Annotated in this window: 22 protein-coding genes, 1 other RNA gene and 1 pseudogene; 21 read left to right on the top strand and 3 right to left on the bottom strand. The window is 66.9% G+C overall.

The annotated features are described in order from the left end of the window. The first annotated feature begins 20 nt into the window (after positions 1–20). From rsmI to rnpB, 4 genes are all read left to right on the top strand, one after another. Positions 21–839, top strand: coding sequence for a 16S rRNA (cytidine(1402)-2'-O)-methyltransferase (rsmI, locus tag ACM0PB_RS12265; RefSeq protein WP_164229397.1), 819 nt, complete (start codon positions 21–23; stop codon positions 837–839). Positions 840–1,173: 334 nt separating this feature from the next. Next, positions 1,174–1,491, top strand: a complete 318-nt coding sequence (locus ACM0PB_RS12260) for a DUF6058 family natural product biosynthesis protein (protein ID WP_065178762.1) — start codon at positions 1,174–1,176, stop codon at positions 1,489–1,491. A gap of 118 nt (positions 1,492–1,609) precedes the next feature. Beyond that, positions 1,610–2,419, top strand: coding sequence for a PDZ domain-containing protein (locus ACM0PB_RS12255; RefSeq protein ID WP_065178761.1), 810 nt, complete (start codon positions 1,610–1,612; stop codon positions 2,417–2,419). Between the two features lie 80 nt (positions 2,420–2,499). Further along, an RNA gene (gene rnpB / locus ACM0PB_RS12250) (RNase P RNA component class A) lies at positions 2,500–2,851 on the top strand. An 88-nt stretch (positions 2,852–2,939) separates the two neighbouring features. On the opposite strand, the gene ACM0PB_RS12245 is transcribed toward rnpB, so the two are convergent. Both ACM0PB_RS12245 and ACM0PB_RS12240 read right to left on the bottom strand, forming a co-directional pair. Then, the gene (locus tag ACM0PB_RS12245) at positions 2,940–3,419 is read right to left on the bottom strand and encodes a DM13 domain-containing protein (RefSeq protein ID WP_065186665.1); all 480 of its coding nucleotides are present in this window, start codon (positions 3,417–3,419) and stop codon (positions 2,940–2,942) included. A gap of 357 nt (positions 3,420–3,776) precedes the next feature. Beyond that, on the bottom strand, positions 3,777–4,565 hold the full coding sequence (locus tag ACM0PB_RS12240; RefSeq protein ID WP_065178760.1) for an NRDE family protein: 789 nt from the start codon (positions 4,563–4,565) through the stop codon (positions 3,777–3,779). Positions 4,566–4,889: 324 nt separating this feature from the next. On the opposite strand from ACM0PB_RS12240, the gene mraZ reads away from it, so the two are divergent. The 15 genes and pseudogenes from mraZ (at position 4,890) to lpxC (ending at position 21,742) form a co-directional block, all read left to right on the top strand. Further along, positions 4,890–5,336 (top strand): division/cell wall cluster transcriptional repressor MraZ, encoded by a 447-nt coding sequence (mraZ, locus tag ACM0PB_RS12235; protein ID WP_004143635.1) that lies wholly within the window; start codon positions 4,890–4,892, stop codon positions 5,334–5,336. 14 nt (positions 5,337–5,350) lie between these two features. Further along, complete coding sequence (gene rsmH / locus ACM0PB_RS12230) at positions 5,351–6,319, top strand: 16S rRNA (cytosine(1402)-N(4))-methyltransferase RsmH (RefSeq protein ID WP_012479154.1); 969 nt, start codon at positions 5,351–5,353, stop codon at positions 6,317–6,319. Then, positions 6,316–6,579, top strand: coding sequence for a cell division protein FtsL (ftsL, locus tag ACM0PB_RS12225; RefSeq protein WP_005415286.1), 264 nt, complete (start codon positions 6,316–6,318; stop codon positions 6,577–6,579). Before rsmH ends, ftsL begins: the two co-directional genes overlap by 4 nt. Continuing rightward, a complete protein-coding gene (locus tag ACM0PB_RS12220) occupies positions 6,576–8,420 on the top strand; it encodes a peptidoglycan D,D-transpeptidase FtsI family protein (RefSeq protein WP_005415287.1) in 1,845 nt (614 codons plus the stop codon). The genes ftsL and ACM0PB_RS12220 overlap by 4 nt, the downstream gene beginning before the upstream one ends. Beyond that, entirely contained in the window at positions 8,417–9,925 is a 1,509-nt protein-coding gene (locus ACM0PB_RS12215) for a UDP-N-acetylmuramoyl-L-alanyl-D-glutamate--2,6-diaminopimelate ligase (protein ID WP_065178759.1), read from the top strand. The genes ACM0PB_RS12220 and ACM0PB_RS12215 overlap by 4 nt, the downstream gene beginning before the upstream one ends. Then, the gene (locus ACM0PB_RS12210) at positions 9,922–11,316 is read left to right on the top strand and encodes a UDP-N-acetylmuramoyl-tripeptide--D-alanyl-D-alanine ligase (protein WP_065186664.1); all 1,395 of its coding nucleotides are present in this window, start codon (positions 9,922–9,924) and stop codon (positions 11,314–11,316) included. The genes ACM0PB_RS12215 and ACM0PB_RS12210 overlap by 4 nt, the downstream gene beginning before the upstream one ends. Continuing rightward, positions 11,306–12,391 (top strand): phospho-N-acetylmuramoyl-pentapeptide-transferase, encoded by a 1,086-nt coding sequence (gene mraY, locus ACM0PB_RS12205; protein WP_005415291.1) that lies wholly within the window; start codon positions 11,306–11,308, stop codon positions 12,389–12,391. The genes ACM0PB_RS12210 and mraY overlap by 11 nt, the downstream gene beginning before the upstream one ends. A gap of 1 nt (position 12,392) precedes the next feature. Next, positions 12,393–13,712 (top strand): putative lipid II flippase FtsW, encoded by a 1,320-nt coding sequence (gene ftsW, locus ACM0PB_RS12200; protein ID WP_005415292.1) that lies wholly within the window; start codon positions 12,393–12,395, stop codon positions 13,710–13,712. After that, positions 13,709–14,797, top strand: coding sequence for an undecaprenyldiphospho-muramoylpentapeptide beta-N-acetylglucosaminyltransferase (murG, locus tag ACM0PB_RS12195; protein ID WP_005415293.1), 1,089 nt, complete (start codon positions 13,709–13,711; stop codon positions 14,795–14,797). The genes ftsW and murG overlap by 4 nt, the downstream gene beginning before the upstream one ends. Positions 14,798–14,837: 40 nt before the next feature. Further along, positions 14,838–16,274 (top strand): UDP-N-acetylmuramate--L-alanine ligase, encoded by a 1,437-nt coding sequence (gene murC, locus ACM0PB_RS12190; protein ID WP_005415294.1) that lies wholly within the window; start codon positions 14,838–14,840, stop codon positions 16,272–16,274. Beyond that, entirely contained in the window at positions 16,271–17,233 is a 963-nt protein-coding gene (locus tag ACM0PB_RS12185) for a D-alanine--D-alanine ligase (protein WP_065178757.1), read from the top strand. Before murC ends, ACM0PB_RS12185 begins: the two co-directional genes overlap by 4 nt. Continuing rightward, a pseudogene (locus ACM0PB_RS12180) lies at positions 17,230–17,907 on the top strand (cell division protein FtsQ/DivIB); the annotation flags it as partial. The gene ACM0PB_RS12185 and the pseudogene ACM0PB_RS12180, both read left to right, overlap by 4 nt. Before the next feature lie 68 nt (positions 17,908–17,975). Then, positions 17,976–19,211, top strand: coding sequence for a cell division protein FtsA (ftsA, locus tag ACM0PB_RS12175; protein WP_005408083.1), 1,236 nt, complete (start codon positions 17,976–17,978; stop codon positions 19,209–19,211). Between the two features lie 169 nt (positions 19,212–19,380). Further along, positions 19,381–20,625 carry a cell division protein FtsZ gene (gene ftsZ, locus ACM0PB_RS12170; protein ID WP_414603843.1) on the top strand — a complete coding sequence of 415 codons (1,245 nt, stop codon included), beginning with the start codon at positions 19,381–19,383 and terminating at the stop codon, positions 20,623–20,625. Positions 20,626–20,830: 205 nt separating this feature from the next. After that, on the top strand, positions 20,831–21,742 hold the full coding sequence (gene lpxC / locus ACM0PB_RS12165; RefSeq protein ID WP_005415298.1) for a UDP-3-O-acyl-N-acetylglucosamine deacetylase: 912 nt from the start codon (positions 20,831–20,833) through the stop codon (positions 21,740–21,742). A 281-nt stretch (positions 21,743–22,023) separates the two neighbouring features. On the opposite strand, the gene ACM0PB_RS12160 is transcribed toward lpxC, so the two are convergent. After that, positions 22,024–22,473: a DciA family protein gene (locus ACM0PB_RS12160; protein WP_049413132.1), complete on the bottom strand. Its 450-nt coding sequence runs from the start codon at positions 22,471–22,473 to the stop codon at positions 22,024–22,026. Positions 22,474–22,485: 12 nt separating this feature from the next. On the opposite strand from ACM0PB_RS12160, the gene ACM0PB_RS12155 reads away from it, so the two are divergent. After that, positions 22,486–23,442: a M23 family metallopeptidase gene (locus tag ACM0PB_RS12155; protein ID WP_053498833.1), complete on the top strand. Its 957-nt coding sequence runs from the start codon at positions 22,486–22,488 to the stop codon at positions 23,440–23,442. A 302-nt stretch (positions 23,443–23,744) separates the two neighbouring features. Then, complete coding sequence (gene secA, locus ACM0PB_RS12150; RefSeq protein ID WP_005415301.1) at positions 23,745–26,477, top strand: preprotein translocase subunit SecA; 2,733 nt, start codon at positions 23,745–23,747, stop codon at positions 26,475–26,477. Positions 26,478–26,494 lie beyond the last annotated feature (17 nt).

Raw genomic sequence — 26,494 nt, 5'->3', positions numbered from 1 at the left:
GCCCCGTGAGTACCGCTGAAATGAGTGTGCCAACCCTGTACGTCGTCGCCACGCCGATCGGCAACCTGGCCGATCTGAGCCCGCGCGCGCAGGAGGTGCTGCGTTCGGTGGCGGCCATCTGTGCCGAGGACACCCGCCGCAGCGGCCAGCTGCTGTCCCATTTCGGCATCCAGCAACCGCTGGTGGCCCTGCACGAACACAATGAAGAGGCCCTGGCGCAACGCCTGGTTTCGCGATTGCAGGCCGGCGAGTCGCTGGCGCTGGTCAGCGATGCCGGTACCCCGCTGGTCAGTGACCCCGGTTTCCGCCTGGTGCGTGCCGCGCGCGCGGCGGGCATCAAGGTCAGCCCGGTGCCCGGCGCCTGCGCCGCCATTGCCGCGCTGAGCGTGGCCGGCCTGCCCAGCGATCGATTCAGCTTCGAAGGTTTCCTGCCGGCCAAGGCCAGCGGTCGCCGCGACCGCCTGCAGGCGCTGGCCGGCGAAGTGCGCACGATGGTGTTCTACGAATCCTCGCACCGCATCGCCGAATCGCTGGCCGACATGGAGGCGATCTTCGGCGGCGAGCGCCCGGCGGTGCTGGCCCGCGAGCTGACCAAGCTGTTCGAGACCGTGCTTGATGGTGACCTGGCGGGCTTGTTGGCCAAGGTCGAAGCCGACGACAACCAGCGCAAGGGCGAGTTCGTGGTGATGGTGCAGGGCGCCGGCGACGACGAGGAAGCGCAGCTGGCGCATGGTCGCCGCGTCTACGCGAAGCTGAGCGAGCACCTGCCGCCGTCGACCGCCGCCAAGCTGGCCGCGGAACTGACCGGTGCGCCGCGCAAGGCGCTGTACGGCAGTTGATCGCTCGCTCCGGGCCATGCCCGGGCAGCGCGCGGCGCGAAATGCAAAACGGTTCGGATCCGCCGGAGGGTCGCCGATCTCTGGCGCGTGAATGTGCTCACGTGCGCAGCTGAGGGGCGAATCAGGGGCTAGGGAATGTCGTGATGAGCATCAATGACCGACCCACTGATGATCGTACGAACCCAGCAGCCTTTGGCAGTACGGGACGTCCTGCAGAGCGACATTGAGATCAGTCGAGCCCGCGCGGATACTCCCGATGCGGAAGGGTGTCCGTAGTGTGACCCCATTTCCGAGGCCTCTGACGCGTGAGGACCGGTGCTCGGGATGTCTTCAAATGCCTGTCCTGGGCGAAGACGCTCCGGCACACGCCTCTTCATTCCCCACTTGGGAGCAATTGTTCGAGATGGCATTGACAGCCTACCTTCAGGCTCATTTCCTGCCAAAGGATGTGTTCGCCGCATTCTGTAATGTGTCAGAAGAAAGGCTAAGTCGCCTGATTGCAGTGGGCGCGGTGCCGGAGCCCACCTGCACCTGCGAGGAAGGCACCATCTATGCGCGTGCGTCGATGCCGTTCTCGCCGGCCGAGTATGACCGTAGCAGTAGAAAGCGGTTGGTCGACGATCTTCGCCGGGAGCTGGGCGAAAAGTCCTGAGAAGCGTGCAGGCTGCATGGGTCATTCACAGCCTGGGACGCTGGAATGCGAATGAGCGGCGGAATTCTGGGGGGGGAAGAAATGAAGCTCTCAAATTTACTTGAGGGAGGGAAGACAGATGCTGGAAAAGGGACTGTTCCTGCTGTTCGCTCTGGCCGACGTGCCAGCTCCTGCAGCTGAAGCGCCGCCACCTGCAGCCATTACCGAAGCCGATCTGGGCCCGGACTATGTCGGCTACCTGCTGTTCGATCCGGGGTTGGTCGAGTTCAATCGGCTGCAGTCGGTTCGCGATTACGGCAATTACCTGACCTACCGCGCGGCACGTGACGCGTTGGAGAGCTACGAGGCATGTCTGCAGGTGGGGGCCGACAACCACGCACAGATCGAGGCGGCCTACCAGCAGTTGGTGAACAGCCAGCAGCGGTACGTCAGCGCGGCGCAATGGCGCGACCTGCGGCAGGCCCTGCGTGCGAGGCGCGAGCCGGTGCCCGAGCGCGCGTCGTGGCAATGCGCCGCATTCGTGGACAACGCGCCCTATTTCGATGCGGGGTTGGACGATGCACTGCTGGGCGCCACCGAATTGGCGCGCGAGCAGGCCGGGGAAGGGGATTCGCGTAGCGACGCGCTGCGCCCGGTCCTCGGCGTTCAGATGGGGGGCGCGACCGTGATCGAATCCGAGCCTGACGAGGGTCCGGCCCATCGCGCCGGCCTGCGCAAGGGGGATGAGGTGCTGGCCGTGGCGGGTACCCGAGTGAAGACCGTCTTCGGTGTCGGCCAAGCATTGAAAGCCTACGCGCCGGGCGATCGCGTGGACGTGCGCGTTCGCCGCATTGAATGGGACGGTTCGCAACCGCAGGTGCGGGAATTGATCGTAGGTGTGGTGCTGGAGTCGCGGGCGGTGGTGATGGCGAGGGCGAAGGGTCGCTAGAGCCACGCCACGCGTGGATGAACCGGCCGCCGCGATCGGCACGGCAGGAAGGGCGTGCGTACGCTAGAATACGCGCTGGCGGAGCCGGCCAGACAGTCGCGTCATCCCTTCGGGGGTGCCGAGGAAAGTCCGGGCTCCATAGGGCAAGGTGCCAGGTAACGCCTGGGCGGCGCAAGCCGACGGAAAGTGCAACAGAAAGATACCGCCTACGTCTTCTTCGGAAGGCCGGTAAGGGTGAAATGGTGCGGTAAGAGCGCACCGCGAGTCTGGCAACAGACCGGCACGGCAAACCCCACCTGGAGCAAGACCAAATAGGGATCCTTTGGCGCGGCCCGCGTTGGATCCGGGTAGGTTGCTTGAGCGTTGCGGTGACGTAACGCCTAGAGGAATGACTGTCCACGACAGAACCCGGCTTATCGGCCGGCTCCGCCTCTTTTTCCGGTAAGCCGAGCACGGCTCGGCTCTACAGTACAGCCGAGGCATGCTCGGCTGCTTTCCGTCCAGACGCTCGGGATGTTGTTCAGCCCGGCGTGCGGTACTGCCCGGCGGAAATGAACTGCGAGAAGCGCTCGCACCACACCACCACCGTGGTGTAGTCGTCCACGTCCACGTTCGCGGGCACATCCACCAGGAAGCGGTTGAAGGTCTTCACCTCGCCGATGCGTTGGGCCTGTGCCTTGATCTTCAGGAAGTCGGCCTTGTTGTCGACGAAATCGCGGACCAGGTACACCTTGTAGTCAGGGCCCGGGCCCATCTTGCCGTCAAAAGCGACCTGACCCGAGCTGACGCTGATCTTGCCTTCCGCCCAATGCACTGCATCGCTGCCCTTGAGGTCGCGGCGAAACGTGGTGCGGTAGGGGGCCTCATCCATGGCGGCCTGCACCTGCGCGACCGGCGGGTCATCGGGGGCGATCAGGATCGGCAGCAGATAGACGCCCAGGCCGAAGCCAAGGCCGAGGGTGAGCAGGTGGGTGGCAAGCAGAATGAGGATGCGGCGCATGGGGCCTCCTTGGGGTTGCGGTCGATTTGCGCGGCGCGGTGCCGGGCGCGACCACCCTGGGAGGTCGAGGGCGACATTTATAGACACAGTGCCGATTGCGAAAAGGGCACAGTCGGGTGGCGGCGATACTGAAACCCCTGGGGTGCGGACGGATCGTGGTCGCGGCTGGAAGCTGAATGACGTTTCAGGCCCGCTGCGATGGCGACGGCCGTCACGTGGATCGCGACAGCAAGCTGCGGGTAGTGCCCTCCGCTGGCCGGCAGCTTCATGGCGAATCCGAGCATCCAAAGGTTGCCGGCCAGCGGCCGGCACTACCCCGCTGGCAAGAGAATCCGCCCAGTGGCCGGGACGGCCTGGTCAGAAAATGACGTGGCTTTGTCCGCTCGGTGCACCCTGCGGGCCGAAACGGCGTTCGTGGATCTCGCCGTGGCCGTCGGCGTCGATCAGCAGTACGGTGCTGGCGCGGGTGCCGTAGTCGTCGCCGCGGATGAAGGCCGGGCTCAACCAGCGCTCGCGTTCCAGGCCAATGCCGGTGTCGGGCAGGTCGCTGTCGGCAGGGCGGTGTTCGTTGGCCAGCGCATTCCAGAGCGGGGTCAGGTTCGGGGTCAGATCCCTTTCGCGCTGCGAAAGGGATCTGACCCCATCTTCCTCAAGCCACGCCGAGAGCGCAGCCATCAACCTGCGGGTCTTCGGCCAGGGCGCGTCCAGCGCGCCGTTGGACATGCCGTGGACCCCCGGGCCAAGCGTCTGCCGTTCGGCGGGATGGTTGCCCAGGTACTCCAGGCTGTCGCCATCGGCCAGCAACAGATTGAATGGGGCGTAGGCACCCGCCACGGTTGCCAGCCGCTCGATATGCACGGCGGCCGGGTCGCGGCCGCGCAGGAAGTCGGCCACCAGCGCGCCCCGCGACGGTCCGGTCTGGGCCGCCAGCGGGTCGCGGACGTTGGTGACCACCGCCATCCGGCCCGAGGCGCCGACCCCGGCCCAGCCACCGCCGGAGCGCAGGTCGCGTCCCCCGATGACGGAGGTCTCATCCTGCCAGGGGGCCAGCGCCGCGGTGGGGCGGGCGTGGAACTCATCACGGTTGCCGGTCATTACCAGCCGCCAGCGCGGGTGGTGCATCCAGCCAAGAGCGAGCAGGCACATGGCCTCATTGTGCACCGTTTGCGCATTACGGCGCCGTTTCCGGCCAGGCCGGGATGAATGCGCGGTCGATGTTTCACGCCCCGTCCACGCCCCTGAACTTCCGTTCAATCTCAAAAATTGAGACGGATCAGCAACTTGTGGATAAGCCTTGAACAATTCTCTAAAGGTTGTTGCAAGCCATTGATGCGGCTGGCGATTTCCCTGCTGAAAAGTTGTTGACAACCCTCGGCCCGCTGCTAAGGTGGGCATCAGAGGGAAATCCGGGTGTTTTGTGGGTTTTCGTGGTTCAATGTTTCACCGGGCGAAGGACAAGGTGCAGGCGTCGTGTTCCAGGGCGAGACGGCCATCACAGTTGACGACAAGGGGCGCATGGCGGTTCCCACCGCTTACCGCGACCTCGTCGCGCGCGCCAGTAACAACCGTCTCGTGCTGACCTACAACCCGTTCGAAGCCGGCTGCCTGTGGCTGTACGCAGAGTCGGAATGGGAACGGGTCCGCGACGATGTGATGTCCAAGCCCAACACCCAGCGCGTCGTGCGCCTGTTGCAGCAGAAGCTGGTCGGCTCGGCCGCCCATCTGGAACTGGACGGCAACGGTCGCATCAGCATCCCCGCCAGCCACCGCGGTGCGGTGGGCATTGAGAAGAAGGCGGTATTGCTCGGCATGGGCGACAAGTTCGAATTGTGGAGCGAGCAGGCGCATCGGGCCCTGATCCAGCAGACGTTGTCTGACGAGGATCTGGGTGATGGGTTGCTCGACCTGAAGTTGTGAGCCGGGGTGCCCGGATGCGCCCAGAAGCGCAGACCGGTCACCTTCCGGTGTCGCAGTCGCCGGCGGTGCACCTGCCGGTCCTGTACACCCAGGTCCTTGAAGGCCTGAGGGTGATCGAAAACGGACGTTATCTGGATGGCACGTTCGGTCGTGGCGGTCATGCACGTGGCGTGCTTACCCAGCTCGGTCCCGAGGGGCGCCTGCTGGTCATGGACAAGGATCCGGAAGCCATCGCCGTTGCCGAGCGCGATTTCGCGCCGGATCCGCGCGTGTCCATCTTCCGTGGCAGCTTCGCCCAGCTGCTGCAGTGGGATGCCACGGCCGAAGGCCTGGACGGCGTGCTGTTCGACCTGGGCGTGTCGTCGCCGCAGCTGGATGTGGCCGAACGTGGCTTCAGCTTCGGCAAGGACGGCCCGCTGGACATGCGCATGGACCCGGACAGCGGTGAAAGCGCCGCGCAGTGGATCAACCGCGTGGAAGAGCGCGAGATCGCCGATGTGCTGTGGACCTACGGCGAAGAGCGCCAGAGCCGGCGCATCGCCCGCGCCATCGTGGCCCGCCGCGAGAAGCAGCCGTTCTCCCGCACCGCCGAACTGGCCGAGCTGATCGCCTCGGTGATGCCGCGTGGCAAGGACAAGATCCATCCCGCCACGCGCAGCTTCCAGGCCATCCGCATCCACATCAACCGCGAGCTGGCAGACCTGGAAGCGGGGCTCGATGCGGCGGTGGAACGGCTCAAGCCCGGTGGCCGTCTGGCGGTGATCAGCTTCCATTCGCTGGAAGACCGCATCGTCAAGCAGTACATGAACCGCCTGGCCAAGGCGCCACCGGCCAACCGCCGCCTGCCCGAGGCCGTTGCGTTCGTGCCGACGCTGGACCTGATCGGTGGGGCCATCAAGGCCACCGACGAAGAGCTGGCCGCCAACCCGCGCGCCCGCAGCGCGGTGCTGCGCGTGGCCCAGAAGCGGGAGGCCGACGCATGAGCCGGTTGCTGCTGATCATCCTGTTGGCCTGCACCGTGGCCTCGGCGATCGGCGTCGTGTTCGTGCGTCACCGTCATCGGCAGACGTTCATCGAGCTGTCGCGCGCCGAGCGCAAGCGCGATGACATCAACCTGGAATTCGGCCGCCTGCAGCTGGAGCAGGCCACGTTGGCCGAAGCCAACCGTGTCGATCGCATCGCCCGCGAAAAGCTCGGCATGAAGTTCCCCGAGGCCGCCGACATCGTGGTGGTGCGCCCATGAGCAAGGCCGGTCGCAACCGTCCACGCAATGCCTTCAACCTGCGCCAGCGCCTGCGCTGGGTCGCGCTGGCGCTCGGCCTGTGCTCGGTGTCGCTGGTCGGCCGCGCGGCCTACGTGCAGATCATCAACAGCGACTTCTACCAGCGCCAGGGCGAGGCCCGCTATCTGCGCGAGCTGCCGATCAAGACTTCGCGCGGCATGATCACCGACCGCAACGGCGAGCCGCTGGCGGTGTCCACGCCGGTTGCCTCGATCTGGGTCAACCCGCAGGACCTGCTGCGTTCGCCCGAGCGCATCCCCGAGCTGGCCCAGGCGGTCGGCATGTCGGTGGATGAGCTGAGCAGCCGCCTGTCGCAGAAGTCGGACAAGGAATTCATGTATCTGCGTCGCCGGATCAATCCGGACGAGGCAGAGAAGGTGGTCGCGCTGAAGATTCCGGGCGTGGCGGCTCAGCGCGAGTTCCGCCGCTTCTACCCGCAGGGTGAGGCGATGGCGCACGTGCTGGGCTTCACCAACATCGATGATCGCGGCCAGGAAGGCCTGGAACTGGCCTTCGACGAATGGCTGCGCGGCAAGCCCGGTGCGAAGCGGGTGATCCGCAACCGCAAGGGGGAAACCGTCGAAAGCGATCTGCTGCGTGCCGCTGAGCCGGGCAAGGACCTGACCCTCAGCATCGACCGCCGCATCCAGTACCTGGCGTTCAAGGAACTGCGCAACGCGCTGGTGGCCAACAAGGCGGCCGGCGGCTCGATGGTGATCATGGACGTGACCACCGGCGAGATCCTGGCCATGGTCAACCTGCCGACCTACAACCCGAATTCGTTGACCGGCGCGATCCCTGATACGCGCCGCAACCGTGCGGTGACCGACCTGGTCGAGCCGGGTTCGACGATGAAGCCGCTGACCATCGCCACCGCGCTGCAGGCCGGTGCGGTGACCAAGGACACCATCATCGACACCAACCCGGGCTACATGACGCTGGGTCGCTTCACCATCCGCGACGTGCCACGCAACAACGGCGTGCTGAACGTGACCGGCGTGATCACCCGCAGTTCGAACGTGGGTGCAGCCAAGGTTGCGGCGAAGATGCCGGACCAGACCTTCTATGACGGCGTGCGCCGCTTCGGCTATGGCTCGGCGCCGCACAGCGGTTTCCCCGGTGAATCGGCTGGTGTGGTGATGCGTCCGGCGCGCTGGTCGGGGACCACCAAGACCACCATGTCCTACGGCTACGGCCTGTCGGTCACGCCACTGCAGATTGCCACCGCCTACTCGGCGCTGGCCAACGGCGGGCGCCTGATCGCGCCGACCTTCGTCAAGGGCCAGCGCAACGAAGGCCAGCAGATCATCGACGAGAACGTCGCCAGGCAGGTGGTGGCGATGATGGAAACGGTGGTCACCCAGGGCGGCGCCAAGCAGGCGGCGGTGCTGGGCTACCGCGTGGCCGGCAAGACCGGCACTGCACGCAAGGCTGGCCCGGGCGGTTACGAGCGCGGGCATTACAACGCGCTGTTCGCCGGCGTGGTGCCGGCCACCAACCCGCGCTTCGCCACCGTCATCGTCATCAACGATCCGCAGGCCGGCAAGTTCTACGGCGGCCTGGTGTCGGCGCCGGTCTATCACAACGTGATGGAAGGCACCCTGCGCCTGATGGACGTGCCGCTGGATGACCTGCAGTCGTGGCTGGCCGCACAGCAGTCGGGCAAGGTCGGCCATTCGGCCTCGATCCTGCCCGCACCGCCGGCCGAGACCGCGCTGCCGGTCGATGCCGCCGCTGAATTCGATGCTGCGCTGCCGAGCGCGCAAGCCCAGACGCCGCCCGTTACGGGAGGCACGCAATGAGTCCTTCGATGTTGCTTTCGCAGTTGCTTCCGGACGTGGCCCTGGCGGGCCATGATCCCGTTCTGACCGGCCTGGTGCTGGACAGCCGCGCCGTGCGCCCCGGCAATGCCTTCGTCGCGATCGCCGGCTTCGGCGCGCATGGGCTGGGCTTTGTCGAGCAGGCCCGTGCGGCCGGTGCCAGCGTCATCCTGTTCGAGCCACCGGCACCGGCCGAGCTGCCGGCGCCGGCCGATGCGATCGCCGTGCCGGGCCTGCGGGCGCGCATGGGGGCGATGGCCGACCAGTTCCATGGCGCGCCGTCGCGGGCGATGGCGATGGTTGGCGTGACCGGTACCAACGGCAAGACCTCCACCGTGCAGCTGCTGGCCCAGGCCTGGCACCTGCTCGGAACGCCCAGTGGCAGTATCGGCACGTTGGGCGCCGGACTTTATGGTGCGGTCGAGCCGACTGGTTTCACCACGCCGCTGGTGCTGCAGATGCATGCGCTGCTGGCACAGCTGCGCGACGCCGGTGCGCGCGCGGTGGCGATGGAAGTCAGCTCGCACGCGCTGGACCAGGGCCGCGTGGATGCCGTGCACTACGACGTGGCGGTGTTCACCAACCTCACCCGCGATCATCTGGACTACCACGGTGACATGGCCAGCTACGGCGCGGCCAAGGCGCGGCTGTTCCATCGCCCGGGCCTGAAGGCGGCGGTGGTCAACCTGGACGACGCCTTCGGTCGCCAGCTGTTCGCTGGCCTGCCTGCTGGCGTGCAACCGATCGGCCTGAGCTCGCGCGCTGCCGCTGACGCCAGCGTGCGCGCCGAGGCGCTGCAACTGGATGGACGCGGCATTGCCTTCGAGCTGGTCATCGACGGCCAGCGTGCTGCGGTGCAGTCGCCGCTGCTGGGCCGCTTCAACGTGGACAACCTGCTGGCCGTGGCCGGTACTCTGCATGCGCAGGGCCAGCCGCTGCCGCGCATCGCCGAAGTGCTGTCGGCGCTGCAGCCGATCCGTGGCCGCATGAACCGCCTGGGTGGTGAAGACGGTCTGCCGACAGTGGTGGTCGATTACGCCCATACCCCGGACGCGCTGGAGCAGGCGCTGGACAGCCTGCACGGCCATCTGCAGGGCACGCTGTTCTGCGTGTTCGGTTGCGGTGGCGAGCGCGATACCGGCAAGCGTCCGCAGATGGCGGCGATTGCCGAGCGCCTGGCCAACCAGGTCATCGTCACCGACGACAACCCGCGCGGCGAGGATGGCGACGTGATCGTGGCCGACATCCTGGCCGGCTTCCAGCACGCCGATGCCGTGACCGTGCAGCGCAACCGCGCGCGTGCGATCGGCCTGGCGGTGAAGCGTGCCGGTGCCGGCGACATCATCCTGATTGCCGGCAAGGGCCATGAGCCGTACCAGGAAGTGAATGGCGTGCGCCATGACTTCGACGACACCGAAGTGGCTGCGGCTGCACTGGCGGCCAAGGCCGGTGTTCTGCAGGCAAAGGCCGGGGAGGGCGCCGCATGAAGCGCACTCTGCTTTCGCTGATCGCACACTGGGCCGGCGGCGAGATCCATGGCGACGACGTGGCCATCGATGCAGTCAGCAATGACACCCGTAGCCTGGGCCCGGGCAGCCTGTATGTGGCGCTGCGCGGCGAGCGTTTCGACGGCCATGACTTCGCTGCCGACGCGCAGGCGCGCGGTGCCAGTGCGCTGCTGGTCGAGCGGCTGCTGCCGATCGAGCTGCCGCAGGTACTGGTGGCCGACAGCGAGCTGGCACTGGCGAAGATCGCCACCGGCATGCAGCGTGACCGTGGCACCGAGGTGTTCGCGATCACCGGCAGCAATGGCAAGACCAGCGTGAAGAGCCTGCTGCTGTCGATCCTGCAGCAGGTGGCCCAGCACGCGCACAAGGTGGTCTACGCCAACCCGGGTAACCGCAACAACGAGATCGGCCTGCCGCTGGCGGTGATCGACGCGCCGGAAGATGCCGACTACGCCGTCTACGAGATGGGCGCTGGCAAGCCTGGCGATATCGCCTACCTGACCGACATCGCCCGCCCGCGCTATGCGCTGGTCAACAACATCGCCCCCGCCCACCTGGAGCGGATGGGCAGCCTGCTCGGGGTGGCGGTGACCAAGGGCGCGATCTATGCCGCGCTGCCGGCCGATGGCGTGGCGGTGATCAACGCCGACGATGCCTACGGCCGCTGGTTCGAGCAGCACTTCGTCGGTCGCCCGCAGCGTTGCCGCGTGCTGCGCTATGGGCTGGAACACTCGGCGGACGTGACCGCGCGCGACATCCGCGCCGGTGCACAGGGCAGCCAGTTCACCCTGGTCGCCCCGACCGGCGAAGCCCGCGTGGTGCTGGGCCTGCCGGGTCGCCACAACGTCAGCAATGCGCTGGCCGCCGCCAGCCTGGCGCTGGCGGCCGGTGTCGATCTGGCGCTGATTGCGGCCGGTCTGGCCGAGGCGCAGCCGGTACCGGGCCGCCAGATTGCCCATCAGCTGCGCAACGGCGCGGTGCTGGTGGACGACAGCTACAACGCCAATCCCGGCTCGCTGGCTGCGGCCATCGATGCCCTGGCCGCTGCCCCGGAAGAGGGCTGGCTGGTGCTGGGTGACATGCGCGAGCTGGGCCCGGACGCCGAGGCGCTGCATGCGCAGGCCGGCATCCGCGCACGCGCCGCCGGCCTGAAGCGCCTGTACGCGCTGGGCCCGCTCAGTGCCGCCGCCGCCACCGCCTTCGGCGACGGCGGCCGTCGTTTCGCCACCCACGACGCGCTGTCGCAGGCGCTGAAGGACGGGCTGCACGCCGGCGTGCGCTGCCTGGTCAAGGGTTCCCGTGGCAGCGCCATGGACACGATTGTCAAAGCGCTGCTGGCGCAAGGAGAGGAATCCCCGCATGTTGTATGAACTGGCTCGATGGTTGCAGCAGTTGGAGAGCCTGTTCGGGCTGTTCAACTACCAGACGTTCCGCGCCATCCTTGCCGCGCTGACGGCCCTGTTCCTGTCGCTGTGGCTTGGCCCGGCGATGATCCGCAAGCTCGCCCAGTTCAAGGGCGGCCAGCCGATCCGCCAGGACGGCCCGCAGACCCATTTCTCCAAGGCCGGCACGCCGACCATGGGCGGTTCGCTGATCCTGCTCACCATCACCCTGTCGGTGCTGATGTGGGCCGACCTGCGCAACCGCTACGTGTGGCTGGTGCTGGCGGTGATGCTGTGCTTCGGCGCCATCGGCTGGTATGACGACTGGATCAAGATCGTCCGCCGTGACCCGAACGGCCTGAAGTCGCGCTGGAAGTACCTGCTGCAGTCGATCTTCGGCCTGGCCGCGGGCCTGTTCCTGTTCTACACGGCCGACGTGCCGGCAGCGCTGACCTTCTACATCCCGATGTTCAAGTCGGTCGCGCTGCCGCTGGCCGGCATCGGCTTCGTGGCCATCGCCTACTTCTGGATCGTCGGCTTCTCCAACGCGGTGAACCTGACCGACGGCCTGGACGGCCTGGCAATCATGCCGACCGTGCTGGTGGCCTGCGCGCTGGGCGTGTTCGCCTATGCCTCGGGCAACGTGGTGTTCGCCAACTACCTGCAGATCCCGCAGATCCCGGGCGCCGGCGAGCTGGTCATCATCTGCGCGGCCATCGCCGGAGCCGGCCTGGGCTTCCTGTGGTTCAACACCTATCCGGCCATGGTCTTCATGGGCGACATCGGCGCGCTGGCGCTGGGTGCGGTGCTGGGCACCATCGCGGTGATCACCCGCCAGGAACTGGTGCTGGTGATCATGGGCGGCGTGTTCGTCATCGAAACCCTGTCGGTGATGATCCAGGTCGCCTCGTTCAAGCTGACCGGCAAGCGCGTGTTCCGCATGGCGCCGATCCACCACCATTTCGAACTGAAGGGCTGGCCGGAGCCGCGCGTGATCGTGCGCTTCTGGATCATCTCCGTCGTGCTCGTGCTGATCGGCCTGGCCACGTTGAAGGTGCGCTGAGATGAACGACCTGTCCCGCCAGGCAACACGCCTTGAAGCCATCGAAGGCAGCTACGACAAGTGGCTGCTGGGCGCGATCATCGCGCTCACCGGCGTGGGCGTGGTGATGGTGGCGTCCAGCTCGATCGCCTTGATGAGCAGCCCGTTCTACTACCTCAACCGCCACCTGATCTTCCTGGCGGTGGGTATCGTGCTGGCGGTCATCGCCGCCCGCACCGAGCTGAAGTCCATCGAGCAGTACAACCAGATGCTGCTGCTGGGCTGCTTCGTGCTGCTGCTGGCGGTGTTCGCGCCGGGCCTGGGCAGCACGGTCAACGGCGCACGCCGCTGGATCAACCTGGGCATCTCCAAGTTCCAGACGGTCGAGGCGGTGAAGGTGCTGTACATCGTCTGGCTGTCCAGCTACCTGGTGCGCTTCCGCGACGAGGTCAATGCGACCTGGCCGGCGATGCTCAAGCCGCTGGGCGTGGCCGGTGCGCTGGTGGTGCTGCTGCTGCTGCAGCCGGACTTTGGTTCTTCGACCCTGCTGCTGGCGATCACCGCCGGCATGCTGGTGCTGGGCGGGGTGAACATGCCGCGCATGTCGATGCCGGTGGTCATCGGCCTGGTCGGCATGAGCGCGCTGGCGATCATCGAGCCGTACCGCATGCGCCGCATCACCTCGTTCCTGGACCCGTGGGCCGACCAGCAGGGCGACGGCTACCAGCTGTCCAACGCGCTGATGGCGGTGGGCCGTGGCGAGTGGACCGGCGTCGGCCTGGGCAATTCGGTGCAGAAGCTCTACTACCTGCCGGAAGCGCATACCGACTTCATCTTCTCGGTCACCGCTGAGGAATTCGGTTTCCTGGGTACCTGCGTGATCGTGGCGCTGTACGCGCTGCTGGTCGGCCGTACCTTCTGGCTGGGCATGCGCTGCGTGGAAATGAAGCGCCACTTCTCCGGCTACATCGCCTTCGGCATCGGCCTGTGGATCAGCATGCAGACCTTCGTTTCGATCGGCGTGAACCTGGGTATCCTGCCGACCAAGGGCCTGACTCTGCCGCTGATCTCCTCCGGCGGCTCGTCGGTGCTGATGACCTGCGTGGCGATGGGCCTGCTGCTGCGCGTGTCCTATGAGCTCAAGCGCGCCGAGCGTCGCCAGGCCGTGCGCATCGGTGGCGCCGAAGAAACCGCTGCCGAGCCGATGGACGCCGCCGCCACGCCGGTGGCCGCCAGCGTGCCGGCGAGCGCCGAGCCGACGGCTGCCGCTGCGGCGAACGCAGCGCGCGGCACCAGCCGCCTGCAGTCGCGCATCGAACCGACCTTCGGGAGGCTGTCATGAGTGCAGCCAACGAGAAGGTGCGCCCGGTGATGATCCTGGCCGGTGGTACCGGCGGTCACATCTTCCCCGGCCTGGCCGTGGCCCGCGTGCTGCGCGAGCGTGGCGTGCCGGTCACCTGGATGGGCGCCGAAGGCGCGATGGAAACCCGCCTGGTGCCGCAGCACGACATCGCCATCGACACGCTGGCGATCACCGGCCTGCGCGGCAAGGGCAAGCTGGCGCTGCTGGCGGCGCCATGGCGGCTGATGCGCGCGCTGCGCGCGGCCGGCATGATCATCCGCAAGCGCCAGCCGCGTGCGGTGGTGGCCTTCGGTGGCTTCGCCTCCGGCCCGGGTGGCATGGCCACGCGCCTGCATGGCCTGCCGCTGATCGTGCATGAGCAGAACCGTGCACCGGGCCTGACCAACCGCATCCTGTCGCGCTATGCGCGCCGGCTGCTGACCGGCTTCCCGGGCACCTTCGCCCAGCGCGAGGAGTTCGTCGGCAACCCGGTGCGTGCGGAGATCGCCGCCATCGCTCCGCCGGAACAGCGCTTCGCCGACCGCAACGGCCCGCTGCGCGTGCTGGTGGTGGGCGGCAGCCAGGGTGCGCGCGCACTCAATGCCGGCGTGCCGCAGGCGATTGCCGCGCTGGGTGCCGGCGTGCCGGTCCAGGTGCGCCACCAGAGCGGCGAGAAAATGCATGCCGAGGCGGTCGAGGCGTATGCCAAGGCCGGCGTGCAGGCTGAAATCACCCCGTTCATCGCGGACATGGCCGAGGCCTTCGCCTGGGCCGATCTGGTCGTGTGCCGCTCCGGTGCGTCGACCCTGGCCGAGCTGTGCGCGGCCGGCGTCGGCAGCGTGCTGGTGCCATTCCCTGCTGCCGTCGACGATCACCAGACCCGCAATGCGGAGTACCTGGTCGAGCGCGGCGCGGCGGTGTTGCTGAAGCAGGACGGAACGCTGGCCGACGGCATTGCCGCACTGCTGCGCGATCTGTCCGAAAATCCCGCCCGCCGCATGCAGATGGCGCAAGCCGCGCGTGCCCTGGCCAAGGTCGATGCCGCCGAGCGCATCGCCGATATCATTCTCGAGGAAGCTGTATGAAGAAGGCATGCCACCGCGCCTGCCCTGCGCGAGGCCGCGCATGATCCGTCGCCTGCACGACACCAACGACCTGGTGCGCGCGTTCCCGCGCGTGCATTTCGTCGGCATCGGTGGCACCGGCATGAGTGGCATCGCCGAAGTGATGCTGACGCTGGGCTACGAAGTGTCCGGCTCGGACAACGCCGACAACGTAGCGACCCGCCGCCTGGCCAGCCTGGGTGCGCGCATCATGCGCGGCCACTCGGCAGCCAATGTGCTGGGCACCGACTGCGTGGTGGTCTCCAGCGCCATCCGCGAGGACAACCCGGAGCTGATGGAAGCGCGCAGCCAGCGCATTCCGATCATGCCGCGCGCGGCGATGCTGGCCGAGCTGATGCGCTTCCGCCGCGGCATCGCCGTGGCCGGTACCCATGGCAAGACCACCACCACCAGCCTGACCGCAGCGGTGCTGAGCGAAGGTGGCCTGGACCCGACGTTCGTGATCGGTGGCCAGCTGCTGGCTGCCGGTGCCAACGCCAAGCTGGGCGGTGGGCAGTGGCTGGTGGCCGAGGCCGACGAAAGCGATGGCAGCTTCCTGCGCCTGAACCCGCTGATGTCGATCATCACCAACATCGATGCGGACCACCTGGAGAACTACGGCAACGACTTTGCCCGCGTGCAGGCGGCGTTCGCCGAATTCCTGCAGCGCCTGCCGTTCTACGGCCTGGCGGTGCTGTGCATCGACGATCCGGAAGTGGCCGCGCTGGCTGCCAGGACCCCGCGCCACGTGATGAGCTACGGCATGAGCCCGCAGGCCGACGTGCGCGCCGAGAACGTGGTGCAGGAAGGATCGCGCATGCGCTTCACGCTGCGCCTGCCGCAGGGCACCAGCCAGGAAGTGGTGCTGGCGCTGCCGGGCAGGCACAACGTACTCAACGCGCTGGCCGCCGCCGCGGTGGGCTGGCAGCTGGGCGTGGCACCGGACGCCATCGCGCGCGCGCTGGAAGGCTTCGCCGGTGTCGGCCGCCGCTTCAATGACCTGGGCGAAGTGACCACCGCCAGCGGTGCCAAGGTGCGCATCATCGACGACTACGGCCATCACCCGAGCGAGCTGGAGGCGGTGTTCGCCGCCGCTCGCGGCGGCTGGGCTGACAAGCGCCTGGTGGTGGCCTTCCAGCCGCACCGCTACAGCCGCACCCGTGACCAGTTCGACAAGTTTGCCGCAGTGCTGTCCAGCGTCGACGCGCTGGTGCTGAGCGAGGTCTATCCGGCCGGTGAGGAACCCATTGCCGGTGCCGACTCGCATGCGCTGGCCCGCGCCATCCGCGCGCGTGGCCGCAGCGAGCCGGTGGTGGTGGGCAAGGCCGCCGAGCTGGCCAGCGTGCTGCCGGACGTGCTGCAGGACGGTGACCTGCTGCTGATGATGGGGGCCGGCGATATCGGTGCCGTGGCCGCCCATATCGCGGTGGAAGGCTTCCAGGGGGAGGGCCAGGCGTGAGCGCGCTGACTTTCCCGCCGCTGCGCGTGACCGACCCGGCCGTGTTCGGCCGCGTCGCCGTGCTGCTCGGCGGCAGTTCCAGCGAACGCGAGGTGTCGCTGGATTCGGGCCGCAACGTGCTCGAAGCCCTGCAGTCGCGCGGCGTCGATGCGTTCGCCGTCGATGGCATTCCGGCGCTGGCCAGCGCGCTCGCCGCCGGTGGCATCGACCGCGTGTTCAACATCCTGCATGGCCACAACGGTGGCGGTGAGGACGGCATCGTGCAGGGCCTGATGGACGCCTTCGGCGTGCCGTACACCGGCTCGGACGTGCTGGGTTCGGCGCTGAGCATGGACAAGATCCGCACCAAGCAGGTGTGGCTGTCGCTGGGCCTGCCAACGCCGCAGTACCGCAAGGTCGACGCGTCGAACGTGCATGCGCTGGCCGCCGAGCTGGGCCTGCCGGTGGTGGTGAAGCCGGCCAACGAAGGCTCCAGCGTGGGCATCAGCCGGGTCACCGACGAGGCCGGCCTGGACGAGGCCGTGGCCCTGGCCGCGCGCTACGACGGCCAGTTGCTGATGGAGCAGATGGTGGTGGGCGATGAGCTGACCGTCGCCATCCTTGGCGACGTTGCCCTGCCGTCGATCCGCATCGTGCCCAAGGGCCAGTGGTACGACTACAACGCCAAGTACATCGCCGAGGACACCCAGTACCTGTGCCCGGGCCTGGACGGTAGCGACGAAGACGAGATCCGCCGCATCGCGCTGGCCGCATTCCGCGCCGCCGGCTGCCGTGGCTGGGGCCGCGTGGACGTGATGCGTGACCGCGCCAGCGGCCGTTTCTTCCTGCTGGAAGTGAACACCGCGCCGGGCATGACCAGCCATTCGCTGGTACCCAAGGCGGCCCGCCAGGCCGGCATCGGTTTCGAGGAACTGGTGTGGCGCGTGCTGGAACAGACCCTGGAGGCCACGCACGCATGAACGCGCTGCTGCGCATCTTCGTCTGGCTGTTGGCACTGTCGGTGGTTGCACTGCCGGTGGTGGCCGTGGTCAATGGCTGGGTCGGCGCCGAGCGCTGGCCGCTGGCGAAGCTGCGCGTGCATGGCGAGTTCAAGCGGGTACCGGCCGAGCAGCTGCAGCAGGTGCTGCTGCCGTACGCGCGCGCCGGGTTCTTCGCGGTCAAGCTGCAGGATGCGCAGGACGCGCTGGAAAAGCTGCCGTGGGTGGAAAGCGCGCAGGTACGCAAGCAGTGGCCGGATGTGCTGGAAGTGACCCTGGTCGAGCACAAGCCGTTCGCACGCTGGGGCAACGACCGCCTGGTCTCCGAGCAGGGCAAGCTGTTCCCCACGCCGAAGAAACTGTCCGACCTGGAACTGCCGGAGCTGGATGGCCCGGACAGCCAGACCCAGGAAGTGATGAAGCTGTACAGCGACTCGCGTGCCTTGTTCGCACCGGCCGGCGTCGACGTGCGCCGGGTGACGATGGATGCTCGCGGCAGCTGGTCGCTGGTGCTGAGCAACGGCACCGAAGTGGTGGTCGGCCGTGACGACGCGCGCTCGCGCATGCAGCGCTTCGTCAAGGTGCTGCCGCAGCTCAACCGCCAGGACGCGCCGATCGAGCGCGCCGACCTCCGTTACACCAATGGTTTCACGCTGAGCTGGGGTACCCCGGCCACGCCGGCGAAAACGCCGGCGACCCCGGCCAGAAGCACGCAGGAAAGGACATGAATCGCAAGGGTGACAAATCGCTGATCGTTGGCCTGGACATTGGCACCTCCAAGGTGGTGGCGCTGGTGGGCGAGTATTCGCCGGGCAACCCGATCGAAGTGATCGGCATCGGCTCGCACGAATCGCGCGGGCTGAAGCGTGGCGTGGTGGTGGACATCGAATCGACCGTGCAGTCGATCCAGCGTGCGGTGGAAGAAGCCGAGCTGATGGCCGGCTGCGAGATCCGTTCGGTGTACGCCTCGATCTCCGGCAACCACGTGCAGTGCAAGAACTCGCCGGGCATCGTGCCGATCCGCGACGGTGAAGTGACCTGGGGCGACCTGGATCGCGTGCTCGACGCAGCCAAGGCGGTGGCGATCCCGGCCGACCAGAAGATCCTGCACGCGATTCCGCGCGAGTACGTGCTGGACGATTCGCAGGAGGGCATCCGCAACCCGGTCGGCATGACCGGCGTGCGCCTGGAGGTACATGCGCACCTGGTGGTGTGCGCGCAGTCGGCGGCGGCCAACATCAGCAAGTGCGTGCAGCGCTGCGGCCTGCAGGTGGACGACCTGGTGCTGTCCTCGCTGGCCTCCAGCGTGGCGGTGCTGACCGCCGACGAGCGCGAGCTGGGCGTGGTGCTGGTCGACATGGGCGCCGGTACCACCGACATCGCGGTGTTCGTGCAGGGCGCGATCTGCCACACCGCCTCGCTGCCGATCGCCGGCGACCACGTGACCAACGACATCGCGCACATGCTGCGCACGCCGACCCCGGAAGCCGAGCAGATCAAGGTGCGCTATGCCTGCGCTCTGGCCCAGCTGGCCACGGCCGAGGAGAGCATCCAGGTGCCGTCGGTCGGCGACCGCCCGCCGCGCCGCATGCCGCGCCATTCGCTGGCGCAGGCCGTGCAGGGCCGTTACGAGGAGATCTTCGAGATGGTGCAGGCCGAACTGCGCCGCTCCGGCTTCGAGGAACTGGTGCGCGCCGGCATGGTGCTGACCGGGGGCGCATCGAAGATGGAAGGCGTGGTCGAACTGGCCGAGGAAATGCTGCAGATGCCGGTGCGCGTGGGCATCCCGCAGCACGTCACCGGCCTGGGCGAAGTGGTCGGCAACCCGGTGCACGCCACCGGCGTGGGCCTGCTGCTGATGGGCAGCCAGATCGAGCACCCGCGGCGGCCGTCGCTGCCGACCGGGCGCGCTGGAAGCATGTTCAAGAAACTCAAGACCTGGTTCCGCGGCGAGTTCTGACGCGGAACCCGTAACTCCGGGCCCGGCCCGGCGCAACACCCGCAGTACCCGCATCACAACGCAACAACGCACTACACAACCCACACAGCCGCAACGGCAACATGACACGCGAAGGCAGGAGGCCCGACCGTCCATGCCACCGACAAGCGGATACAACGAGGACACGGACATGGCGCATTTTGAACTGATCGAAAAGATGGCACCCAATGCGGTGATCAAGGTGGTTGGCGTGGGCGGCGGCGGCGGCAATGCCGTGGCGCACATGGTCAACTCGGCGGTGGACGGCGTGGAGTTCATCACCGCCAACACCGACTCGCAGGCCATCAAGAATTGTGGTGCCAAGCTGCAGCTGCAGCTGGGTACCAACGTGACCAAGGGCCTGGGCGCAGGCGCGAACCCGGAAGTCGGCCGCCAGGCCGCGCTGGAAGACCGTGAGCGCATCATGGACGCGCTGCAGGGCGCGGACATGGTGTTCATCACCGCCGGCATGGGCGGCGGCACCGGCACCGGCGCTGCGCCGGTGGTGGCGCAGCTGGCCAAGGAAATGGGCATCCTGACCGTGGCCGTGGTCACCAAGCCGTTCCCGTTCGAAGGCCGTCGCCGCATGCAGGTGGCGCTGAAGGGCATCGAGGAACTGAGCCAGCACTGCGACTCGCTGATCACGATCCCGAACGAGAAGCTGATCACCGTGCTGGGTCGCAACGCGACCATGATCCAGGCCTTCCGCGCCGCCAACGACGTGCTGCAGGGCGCCGTGCAGGGCATCGCCGACCTGATCGTGCGTCCGGGCCTGATCAACGTCGACTTCGCCGACGTGCGCACCGTCATGTCCGAAATGGGCCTGGCGATGATGGGTACCGGCACCGCACGGGGCGATGACCGCGCCCAGGCCGCTGCCGAATCGGCGATCCAGAACCCGCTGCTGGACGATGTGAACCTGGCCGGTGCCAACGGCATCCTGGTCAACATCACCGCCGGCGCCGACTTCACCATGGCCGAGTTCGACGAGATCGGCCGCACCATCGACGGTTTCGCTTCGGAAGACGCCACCGTCGTGGTCGGCACCGTGCTGGACCCGGACATGCAGGACGAAGTGCGCGTGACCGTGGTGGCCACTGGCCTGAACCGCGTCTCGGCCAGCAAGACCCAGCGTCCGGGCGAGCGTGCACCGATCAAGCTGGTCCGTAACGCCACCACTGGCCAGCCGGAGTTCGGCGAGTTCGACAACGGCGGCGATGCCGTGTCCAAGGCCGTGGGCGGCATGGGCCTGGGCCTGCGTCGCGCCAGCAGCGATACCGCGGCGGCGTCGGCCCCGTCGGCCCCGTCGGCCCCGGCGGCTTCGGCCCCGGCAGCGGCGGAACTGCCGAACGACTACCTGGACATCCCGGCCTTCCTGCGCCGCCAGGCGGACTAAGCGGGGCGGCCCGGGGTTGTCCTCCCCGGGTTGCGCCACCATGTCCTGAAAATGCGGGCGCCGGGCCAGGATGGGCCCGGCCGCCCTGCTTCACGCGCTTTCCCAGCGGCGTGCCGGTGTGTCCTGCCGGTGGCTGTCACTGGCGTTTCAGCCAGGGTAGGGGAGTGCGCGTGTTAATCTAATGTGTCACTTCCGGTCCATCCCCATGATCCAGCAACGCACCCTCAAGAACACGATCCGCGCCACCGGCGTTGGCCTGCATAGTGGTGACAAGGTCTACATGACCCTGCGCCCGGCACCGGTCAACCATGGCATCGTGTTCCGCCGCGTGGACCTGGACCCGGTGGTGGAAGTGCCGGCCAAGGCCGAACTGGTCACCGAAGTGACCCTGTGCACCGGCCTGACCTGCAACGACGCCAAGATCCAGACCGTCGAACACCTGATGTCGGCGCTGGCCGGCCTGGGTGTGGACAACATCATCGTCGAGCTGTCCTCGGCCGAGCTGCCGATCATGGACGGTTCGGCCGGCCCGTTCGTGTTCCTGCTGCAGTCGGCAGGCATCGTGGAACAGGATGCGCCCAAGCGCTTCATCCGCGTGCTGAAGACCGTGGAAGTGACCGAGGGCGACAAGGTGGCCCGCTTCACCCCGTACGAGGGTTACAAGCTGGGTTTCACCATCCAGTTCAACCACCCGATGATTCCGGCCAAGCAGTCGCGCCAGGAAATCGAGTTCTCGACGCTGGCCTACACCAAGGAAATCTCCCGCGCGCGCACCTTTGGTTTCATGCGCGACCTGGAGTACATGCGCGAGCGCAACCTGGGCCTGGGCGGTTCGATGGACAACGCCATCGTGCTGGACGAGTTCCGCGTGCTCAACGAAGACGGCTTGCGCTACGCCGACGAATTCGTGCGCCACAAGATCCTTGACGCCATCGGCGACCTCTATCTGGCCGGTGGCCAGGTGTTGGGTGCCTACGAAGGCTTCAAGTCCGGCCACGCGCTCAACAACAAGCTGGTGCGGGCCCTGATGGCCGATGCCAGTGCCTGGGAATGGGTCAGCTTCGACTCGCCGGCCACCCCGGATCCGGTGGAATACGCCACCCCGGCGTACGCATGATTCCATAGGTTGTTGAATTTAAAGATAAAAACGCCGCCTTCCTGGGCGGCGTTCTTGTTTCCGGCGTTGGCGACGCATTCAGCGTGCTTGAAAGACGTCAAGGCTGGTTCAAGGTCACGGTTTTGTGAACCTGTTGGATCAGAAGCCTGAATTTAACGCAGTTTTAACAACAATCTAACGACAGGCCCCCGGATGGCCGCTAGGATGCGACCCGGCCCCCGAAATGTTTCACGCCGTGGTGACACGCGCGACGGGGAGCGGAGCCGGATGCTCCGTTGCCATCAGGACCGTTTCTTCGGCTTCGAGGGAACGTCCTGCAGGCAAGCCAAGGCGTCGCGTAGCCCTTTGTGCGTGGCGGCTGAAACTGCGTGGGGTCCATTCCGGTTGTCGAGCGCTGGGGAGCGCGTGGGAGTGGGAGACGCAGTCTTGATGGTCACCCTGGTGGCCTTCAGCCCGATGGAACGGGCCGCGTCGAGCAGCTGGGCTTCGGCAAGCCGCAACTTGGCATGCCAGACCGGGGACTCGACGAGAAAAACGAGGTGTTCCCCGTCCACATTGGCCAGCCGGCAACGGCTGCGCAGAGGTGGCGGCAACTGGGGGCGCAACTGACGGTCCAGCGCGTCGAGCCACAGGGCACGCCGCAGCGGGTTCCCGCTTTTGTCCGCCATTACCGCATCCAGCGCCGGTTTCGGTGCCGACGCGGGGCGAACGCTGGATTTCGGCTCAGACATGAAAACTCACTGATGGCATTCAAAAAGATCGTAATCAAAACGCGTGAAGGACAGGCCAAATCGTCGCCGATCACGCGTTTGCGGTTCTATTTCGAGGACCGCCCCCGCGCCCTGCTGGGCAGCGTGCTCGGGGTAGGCTGCATTATCGGCCTTGCTGGCGGCATTGGCGCCAGCGCGCTGAATGATTCCCGGCTGCAGGCCAAGGTCGAGCGCCAGGATGCGGAGCTGGCCAAGGTCAAGCGCGATGCGCAGACCCAGGTCAATGCGCTGGCGGCCCGCCTCGGCGAGCTGCAGGCCCAGGCGACCCGCCTCAACGCCCTCGGCGAACGGCTGACTCAGATGGGCAAGCTGGAGGACGGCGAGTTCGACTTCAACGAGACCCCCGGCCTCGGTGACGGTGACGCAGGCGGCCCGACCAGCGACATCCCGGTCAAGGACGTCAACGCCGACTTACAGGTGCTGGAGCAGCGCTTCGCTGCTTCAGGCCGCCAGCTGTCGGTGATGGAATCGCTGATGTTCGACCACCAGCTGCAGCAGAACGCCGTGCCGTCGCGCATGCCGATCCGCAACAGCTATGTGACGTCCGGCTTCGGCACCCGTGCCGACCCGTTCGGCCGCGGCGCCGCCACCCACAAGGGCATGGACTTCCACGCAAAGGTCGGTGACCCGGTGATGGCCGTGGCCGAGGGCGTGGTCAGCTTCGCCGGCGTGAAGGGCGGCTACGGCAATGTCGTCGATGTCGACCATGGCAATGGCTATGTCACCCGCTACGCGCACAATTCGCGCCTGGTGGTGAAGGCCGGCGACCTGGTCCGTGCCGGCCAGGAAGTGGCCAAGGCCGGTTCCACCGGCCGTTCGACCGGTGCCCACGTGCACTTCGAGGTGTGGGAGAACGGCAACGTGGTCAACCCGCGCAAGTTCCTCGGCGACGGCGGCAACACGCCGGTCGGGCGGGTCAGCCGCGGTTGATCCCCGGGTCGGATCCCTTCCGCGCCGCGCAAGGGCTCTGACCCGACTCGGTTGATCTGGTAGTGCCGGCCGCTGGCCGGCAACCTCATGGATTTCGGCAGCATCGCGGATTGCCGGCCAGCGGCCGGCACTACCGGGAATGTTCGGATGCCATTGCCGCCAAAGGGTTGAAACCCCTTGCGGCCGTCCCAAGCTACAATGGGTGTTGCCATCGACAGGGCGCCAGGCGCCCTGTTTCGTTTGCGGCGGACGGATCCCCAAGGGGAGGCCGGGCGTCGTGTCCATCCAACCCGGTTCCTTCAATGATCAACAGCCTGCTTACCCGCGTATTTGGCAGTCGTAACGAACGACAGCTGCGCCAGCTCAACCGCATCGTCGCCAAGATCAATGCGCTGGAGCCGGAGATCGAGAAGCTGTCCGACGAGCAGCTTCAGGCCAAGACGCCGGAGTTCAAGCAGCGCATTGCTGGCGGTGAAGCCCTGGACAAGGTGCTGCCGGAAGCGTTCGCGGTCTGCCGCGAAGCCGGTCGCCGCGTGCTGGGCATGCGCCACTACGACGTGCAGCTGATCGGCGGCATGGTGCTTCACCTGGGCAAGATCGCAGAAATGCGCACCGGTGAAGGCAAGACCCTGGTGGCGACCCTGCCGGTGTACCTCAACGCGCTGGAAGGCAAGGGCGTGCACGTGGTCACCGTGAACGACTACCTGGCCCGCCGCGACGCCGCGCAGATGGGCAAGCTGTACAACTGGCTGGGCCTGAGCGTGGGCGTGGTGTACCCGGGCATGCCGCACAGCGACAAGCGCGAAGCCTACGCTGCGGACATCACCTACGGCACCAACAACGAATTCGGTTTCGACTACCTGCGCGACAACATGGCGCTGTCCAAGGCCGACCGCTACCAGCGCGGCCTGCACTACGCCATCGTCGACGAAGTCGACTCCATCCTGATCGACGAAGCGCGCACCCCGCTGATCATCTCCGGTCCGGCCGATGATTCCCCGGAGCTGTACATCCGCGTCAACCGTGTCGTGCCGCACCTGGTCAAGCAGGAAGCGGAAGACGGCGAAGGCGATTTCTGGGTCGACGAGAAGGGCAAGCAGGTGCACCTGTCCGAAGCGGGCATGGAGCACGCCGAGCAGCTGCTGGTCGAGGCCGGCATCCTCGATGGCGAGACCGAAGGCCTGTACGCGGCGCAGAACCTGACCGTGGTGCACCACCTCAACGCCGCCCTGCGCGCGCACGCGATCTACCAGCGTGACGTGGACTACATCGTGCGCGATGGCGAAGTGGTCATCGTCGACGAATTCACCGGCCGTACCCTGGCCGGCCGCCGCTGGTCCGATGGCCTGCACCAGGCGGTGGAAGCGAAGGAAGGCGTGCCGGTGCAGCGCGAGAACCAGACGCTGGCGAGCATCACCTTCCAGAACCTGTTCCGCATGTACAAGAAGCTGTCCGGCATGACCGGTACGGCCGATACCGAAGCGTTCGAGTTCCAGAGCATCTATGGCCTGGAAGTGGTGGTGATCCCGACCAACCGCCCGACCATCCGCAAGGACAGCCCGGACCAGGTGTTCCTCAACCGCAAGGGCAAGTTCAATGCGGTGCTGGCCGACATCGAAGAGTGCGCCAAGCGCGGCCAGCCGGTGCTGGTGGGTACCACCTCGATCGAAACCTCAGAAATGCTGTCCGAGCACCTGAGCAAGGCCGGCGTGAAGCACGAAGTGCTCAACGCCAAGCAGCATGACCGCGAAGCGACCATCGTCGCCAACGCGGGCCGCCCGGCGGCGGTGACCATCGCCACCAACATGGCCGGTCGTGGTACCGACATCGTGCTGGGCGGCTCGCTGGAAGCCGAGATCCACGCTCTGGGCGAGGACGCAACCGACGAGCAGAAGGCGGCGGTCAAGGCCGAATGGCAGAAGCGCCACGACGCAGTGAAGGCCGCTGGCGGCCTGCATATCGTCGGCACCGAGCGCCACGAGTCGCGTCGTATCGACAACCAGCTGCGCGGCCGTTCGGGCCGCCAGGGTGACCCGGGTTCGTCCCGTTTCTACCTGTCGCTGGAAGACAACCTGATGCGCATCTTCGCCTCCGACTGGGTGCAGAAGGCCATGCGCATGATGGGCATGAAGGAAGACGACGTCATCGAGGACCGCCTGGTCAGCCGCCAGATCGAAAAGGCGCAGCGCAAGGTCGAGGCCCACAACTTCGACATCCGCAAGAACCTGCTGGACTTCGACGACGTCAACAACGATCAGCGCAAGGTGATCTACGCCCAGCGCGACGAGCTGCTGGACGCCGAATCGGTGAAGGACAACGTCGACGGCATCCGTGACGACGTGATCTTCGACATCGTTGCGCGCTTCGTGCCGCCGAACTCGATCGACGAGCAGTGGGACCTGCGTGGCCTGGAAGCGACCCTGGAGTCGGACTTCGGCCTGCAGATGTCGCTGACCGACCTGGTCAAGCAGCATGAGGAACTGGACGCCGAGGCCATCGCCAGCAAGGTCCAGGAGCGCGTCAACCAGCACTTCGCCGAGAAGGAAGCCAGCCTGGGCGAAGAGACCATGCGCGCGCTGGAGAAGCACGTGATGCTGACCGTGCTGGACCAGAGCTGGAAGGAGCACCTGGCGCGCATGGATTACCTGCGCCAGGGCATCTACCTGCGTGGTTACGCGCAGAAGCAGCCCAAGCAGGAATACAAGAAGGAAGCCTTCGAGCTGTTCTCGGACATGCTGGAGAACGTCAAGCGCGAAGTGGTGACCCTGCTGGCCCGCGTGCGTATCCGCAGCGACGAGGAAGTGCAGGCCCTGGAGGCCGCCGAGCGGCAGCAGGCGCAGGCTCGCCTGAGCCAGTCGCAGTTCCAGCACCAGGATGCGGGCGGCTACAGTGCCGACGAGGAAGCCGCGCAGGTGCAGGCTGCGCAGCAGGGCGTCGCGCAGATGCAGCGCGACGAGCCGAAGATCGGCCGCAACGATCCGTGCCCGTGCGGCAGTGGCAAGAAGTACAAGCACTGCCACGGCCAGCTGAGCTGATCCCGAAGAGCCCCGCG

The organism is Stenotrophomonas sp. AR029, assembly GCF_047520695.2.
Taxonomy (GTDB): Bacteria; Pseudomonadota; Gammaproteobacteria; order Xanthomonadales; family Xanthomonadaceae; genus Stenotrophomonas; species Stenotrophomonas sepilia.
This window is presented reverse-complemented; position numbering and strand designations above follow the sequence as displayed.

Excerpts from the sequence above, each read along its gene's own strand:
- mraY (WP_005415291.1), top strand. The coding sequence starts at position 11,306 with ATGTTGTATGAACTGGCTCGATGGTTGCAGCAGTTGGAGAGCCTGTTC.
- lpxC (WP_005415298.1), top strand. The coding sequence starts at position 20,831 with ATGATCCAGCAACGCACCCTCAAGAACACGATCCGCGCCACCGGCGTT.
- ftsA (WP_005408083.1), top strand. The coding sequence starts at position 17,976 with ATGAATCGCAAGGGTGACAAATCGCTGATCGTTGGCCTGGACATTGGC.
- ACM0PB_RS12260 (WP_065178762.1), top strand. The coding sequence starts at position 1,174 with ATGCCTGTCCTGGGCGAAGACGCTCCGGCACACGCCTCTTCATTCCCC.
- ACM0PB_RS12220 (WP_005415287.1), top strand. The coding sequence starts at position 6,576 with ATGAGCAAGGCCGGTCGCAACCGTCCACGCAATGCCTTCAACCTGCGC.
- secA (WP_005415301.1), top strand. The coding sequence starts at position 23,745 with ATGATCAACAGCCTGCTTACCCGCGTATTTGGCAGTCGTAACGAACGA.
- ACM0PB_RS12240 (WP_065178760.1), bottom strand. The coding sequence starts at position 4,565 with ATGTGCCTGCTCGCTCTTGGCTGGATGCACCACCCGCGCTGGCGGCTG.
- ACM0PB_RS12160 (WP_049413132.1), bottom strand. The coding sequence starts at position 22,473 with ATGTCTGAGCCGAAATCCAGCGTTCGCCCCGCGTCGGCACCGAAACCG.
- murC (WP_005415294.1), top strand. The coding sequence starts at position 14,838 with ATGATCCGTCGCCTGCACGACACCAACGACCTGGTGCGCGCGTTCCCG.
- rsmH (WP_012479154.1), top strand. The coding sequence starts at position 5,351 with ATGCGCCCAGAAGCGCAGACCGGTCACCTTCCGGTGTCGCAGTCGCCG.
- ACM0PB_RS12255 (WP_065178761.1), top strand. The coding sequence starts at position 1,610 with ATGCTGGAAAAGGGACTGTTCCTGCTGTTCGCTCTGGCCGACGTGCCA.
- ACM0PB_RS12155 (WP_053498833.1), top strand. The coding sequence starts at position 22,486 with ATGGCATTCAAAAAGATCGTAATCAAAACGCGTGAAGGACAGGCCAAA.
- ACM0PB_RS12215 (WP_065178759.1), top strand. The coding sequence starts at position 8,417 with ATGAGTCCTTCGATGTTGCTTTCGCAGTTGCTTCCGGACGTGGCCCTG.
- ACM0PB_RS12210 (WP_065186664.1), top strand. The coding sequence starts at position 9,922 with ATGAAGCGCACTCTGCTTTCGCTGATCGCACACTGGGCCGGCGGCGAG.
- murG (WP_005415293.1), top strand. The coding sequence starts at position 13,709 with ATGAGTGCAGCCAACGAGAAGGTGCGCCCGGTGATGATCCTGGCCGGT.
- rsmI (WP_164229397.1), top strand. The coding sequence starts at position 21 with ATGAGTGTGCCAACCCTGTACGTCGTCGCCACGCCGATCGGCAACCTG.
- ftsW (WP_005415292.1), top strand. The coding sequence starts at position 12,393 with ATGAACGACCTGTCCCGCCAGGCAACACGCCTTGAAGCCATCGAAGGC.
- ftsZ (WP_414603843.1), top strand. The coding sequence starts at position 19,381 with ATGGCGCATTTTGAACTGATCGAAAAGATGGCACCCAATGCGGTGATC.
- ftsL (WP_005415286.1), top strand. The coding sequence starts at position 6,316 with ATGAGCCGGTTGCTGCTGATCATCCTGTTGGCCTGCACCGTGGCCTCG.
- ACM0PB_RS12245 (WP_065186665.1), bottom strand. The coding sequence starts at position 3,419 with ATGCGCCGCATCCTCATTCTGCTTGCCACCCACCTGCTCACCCTCGGC.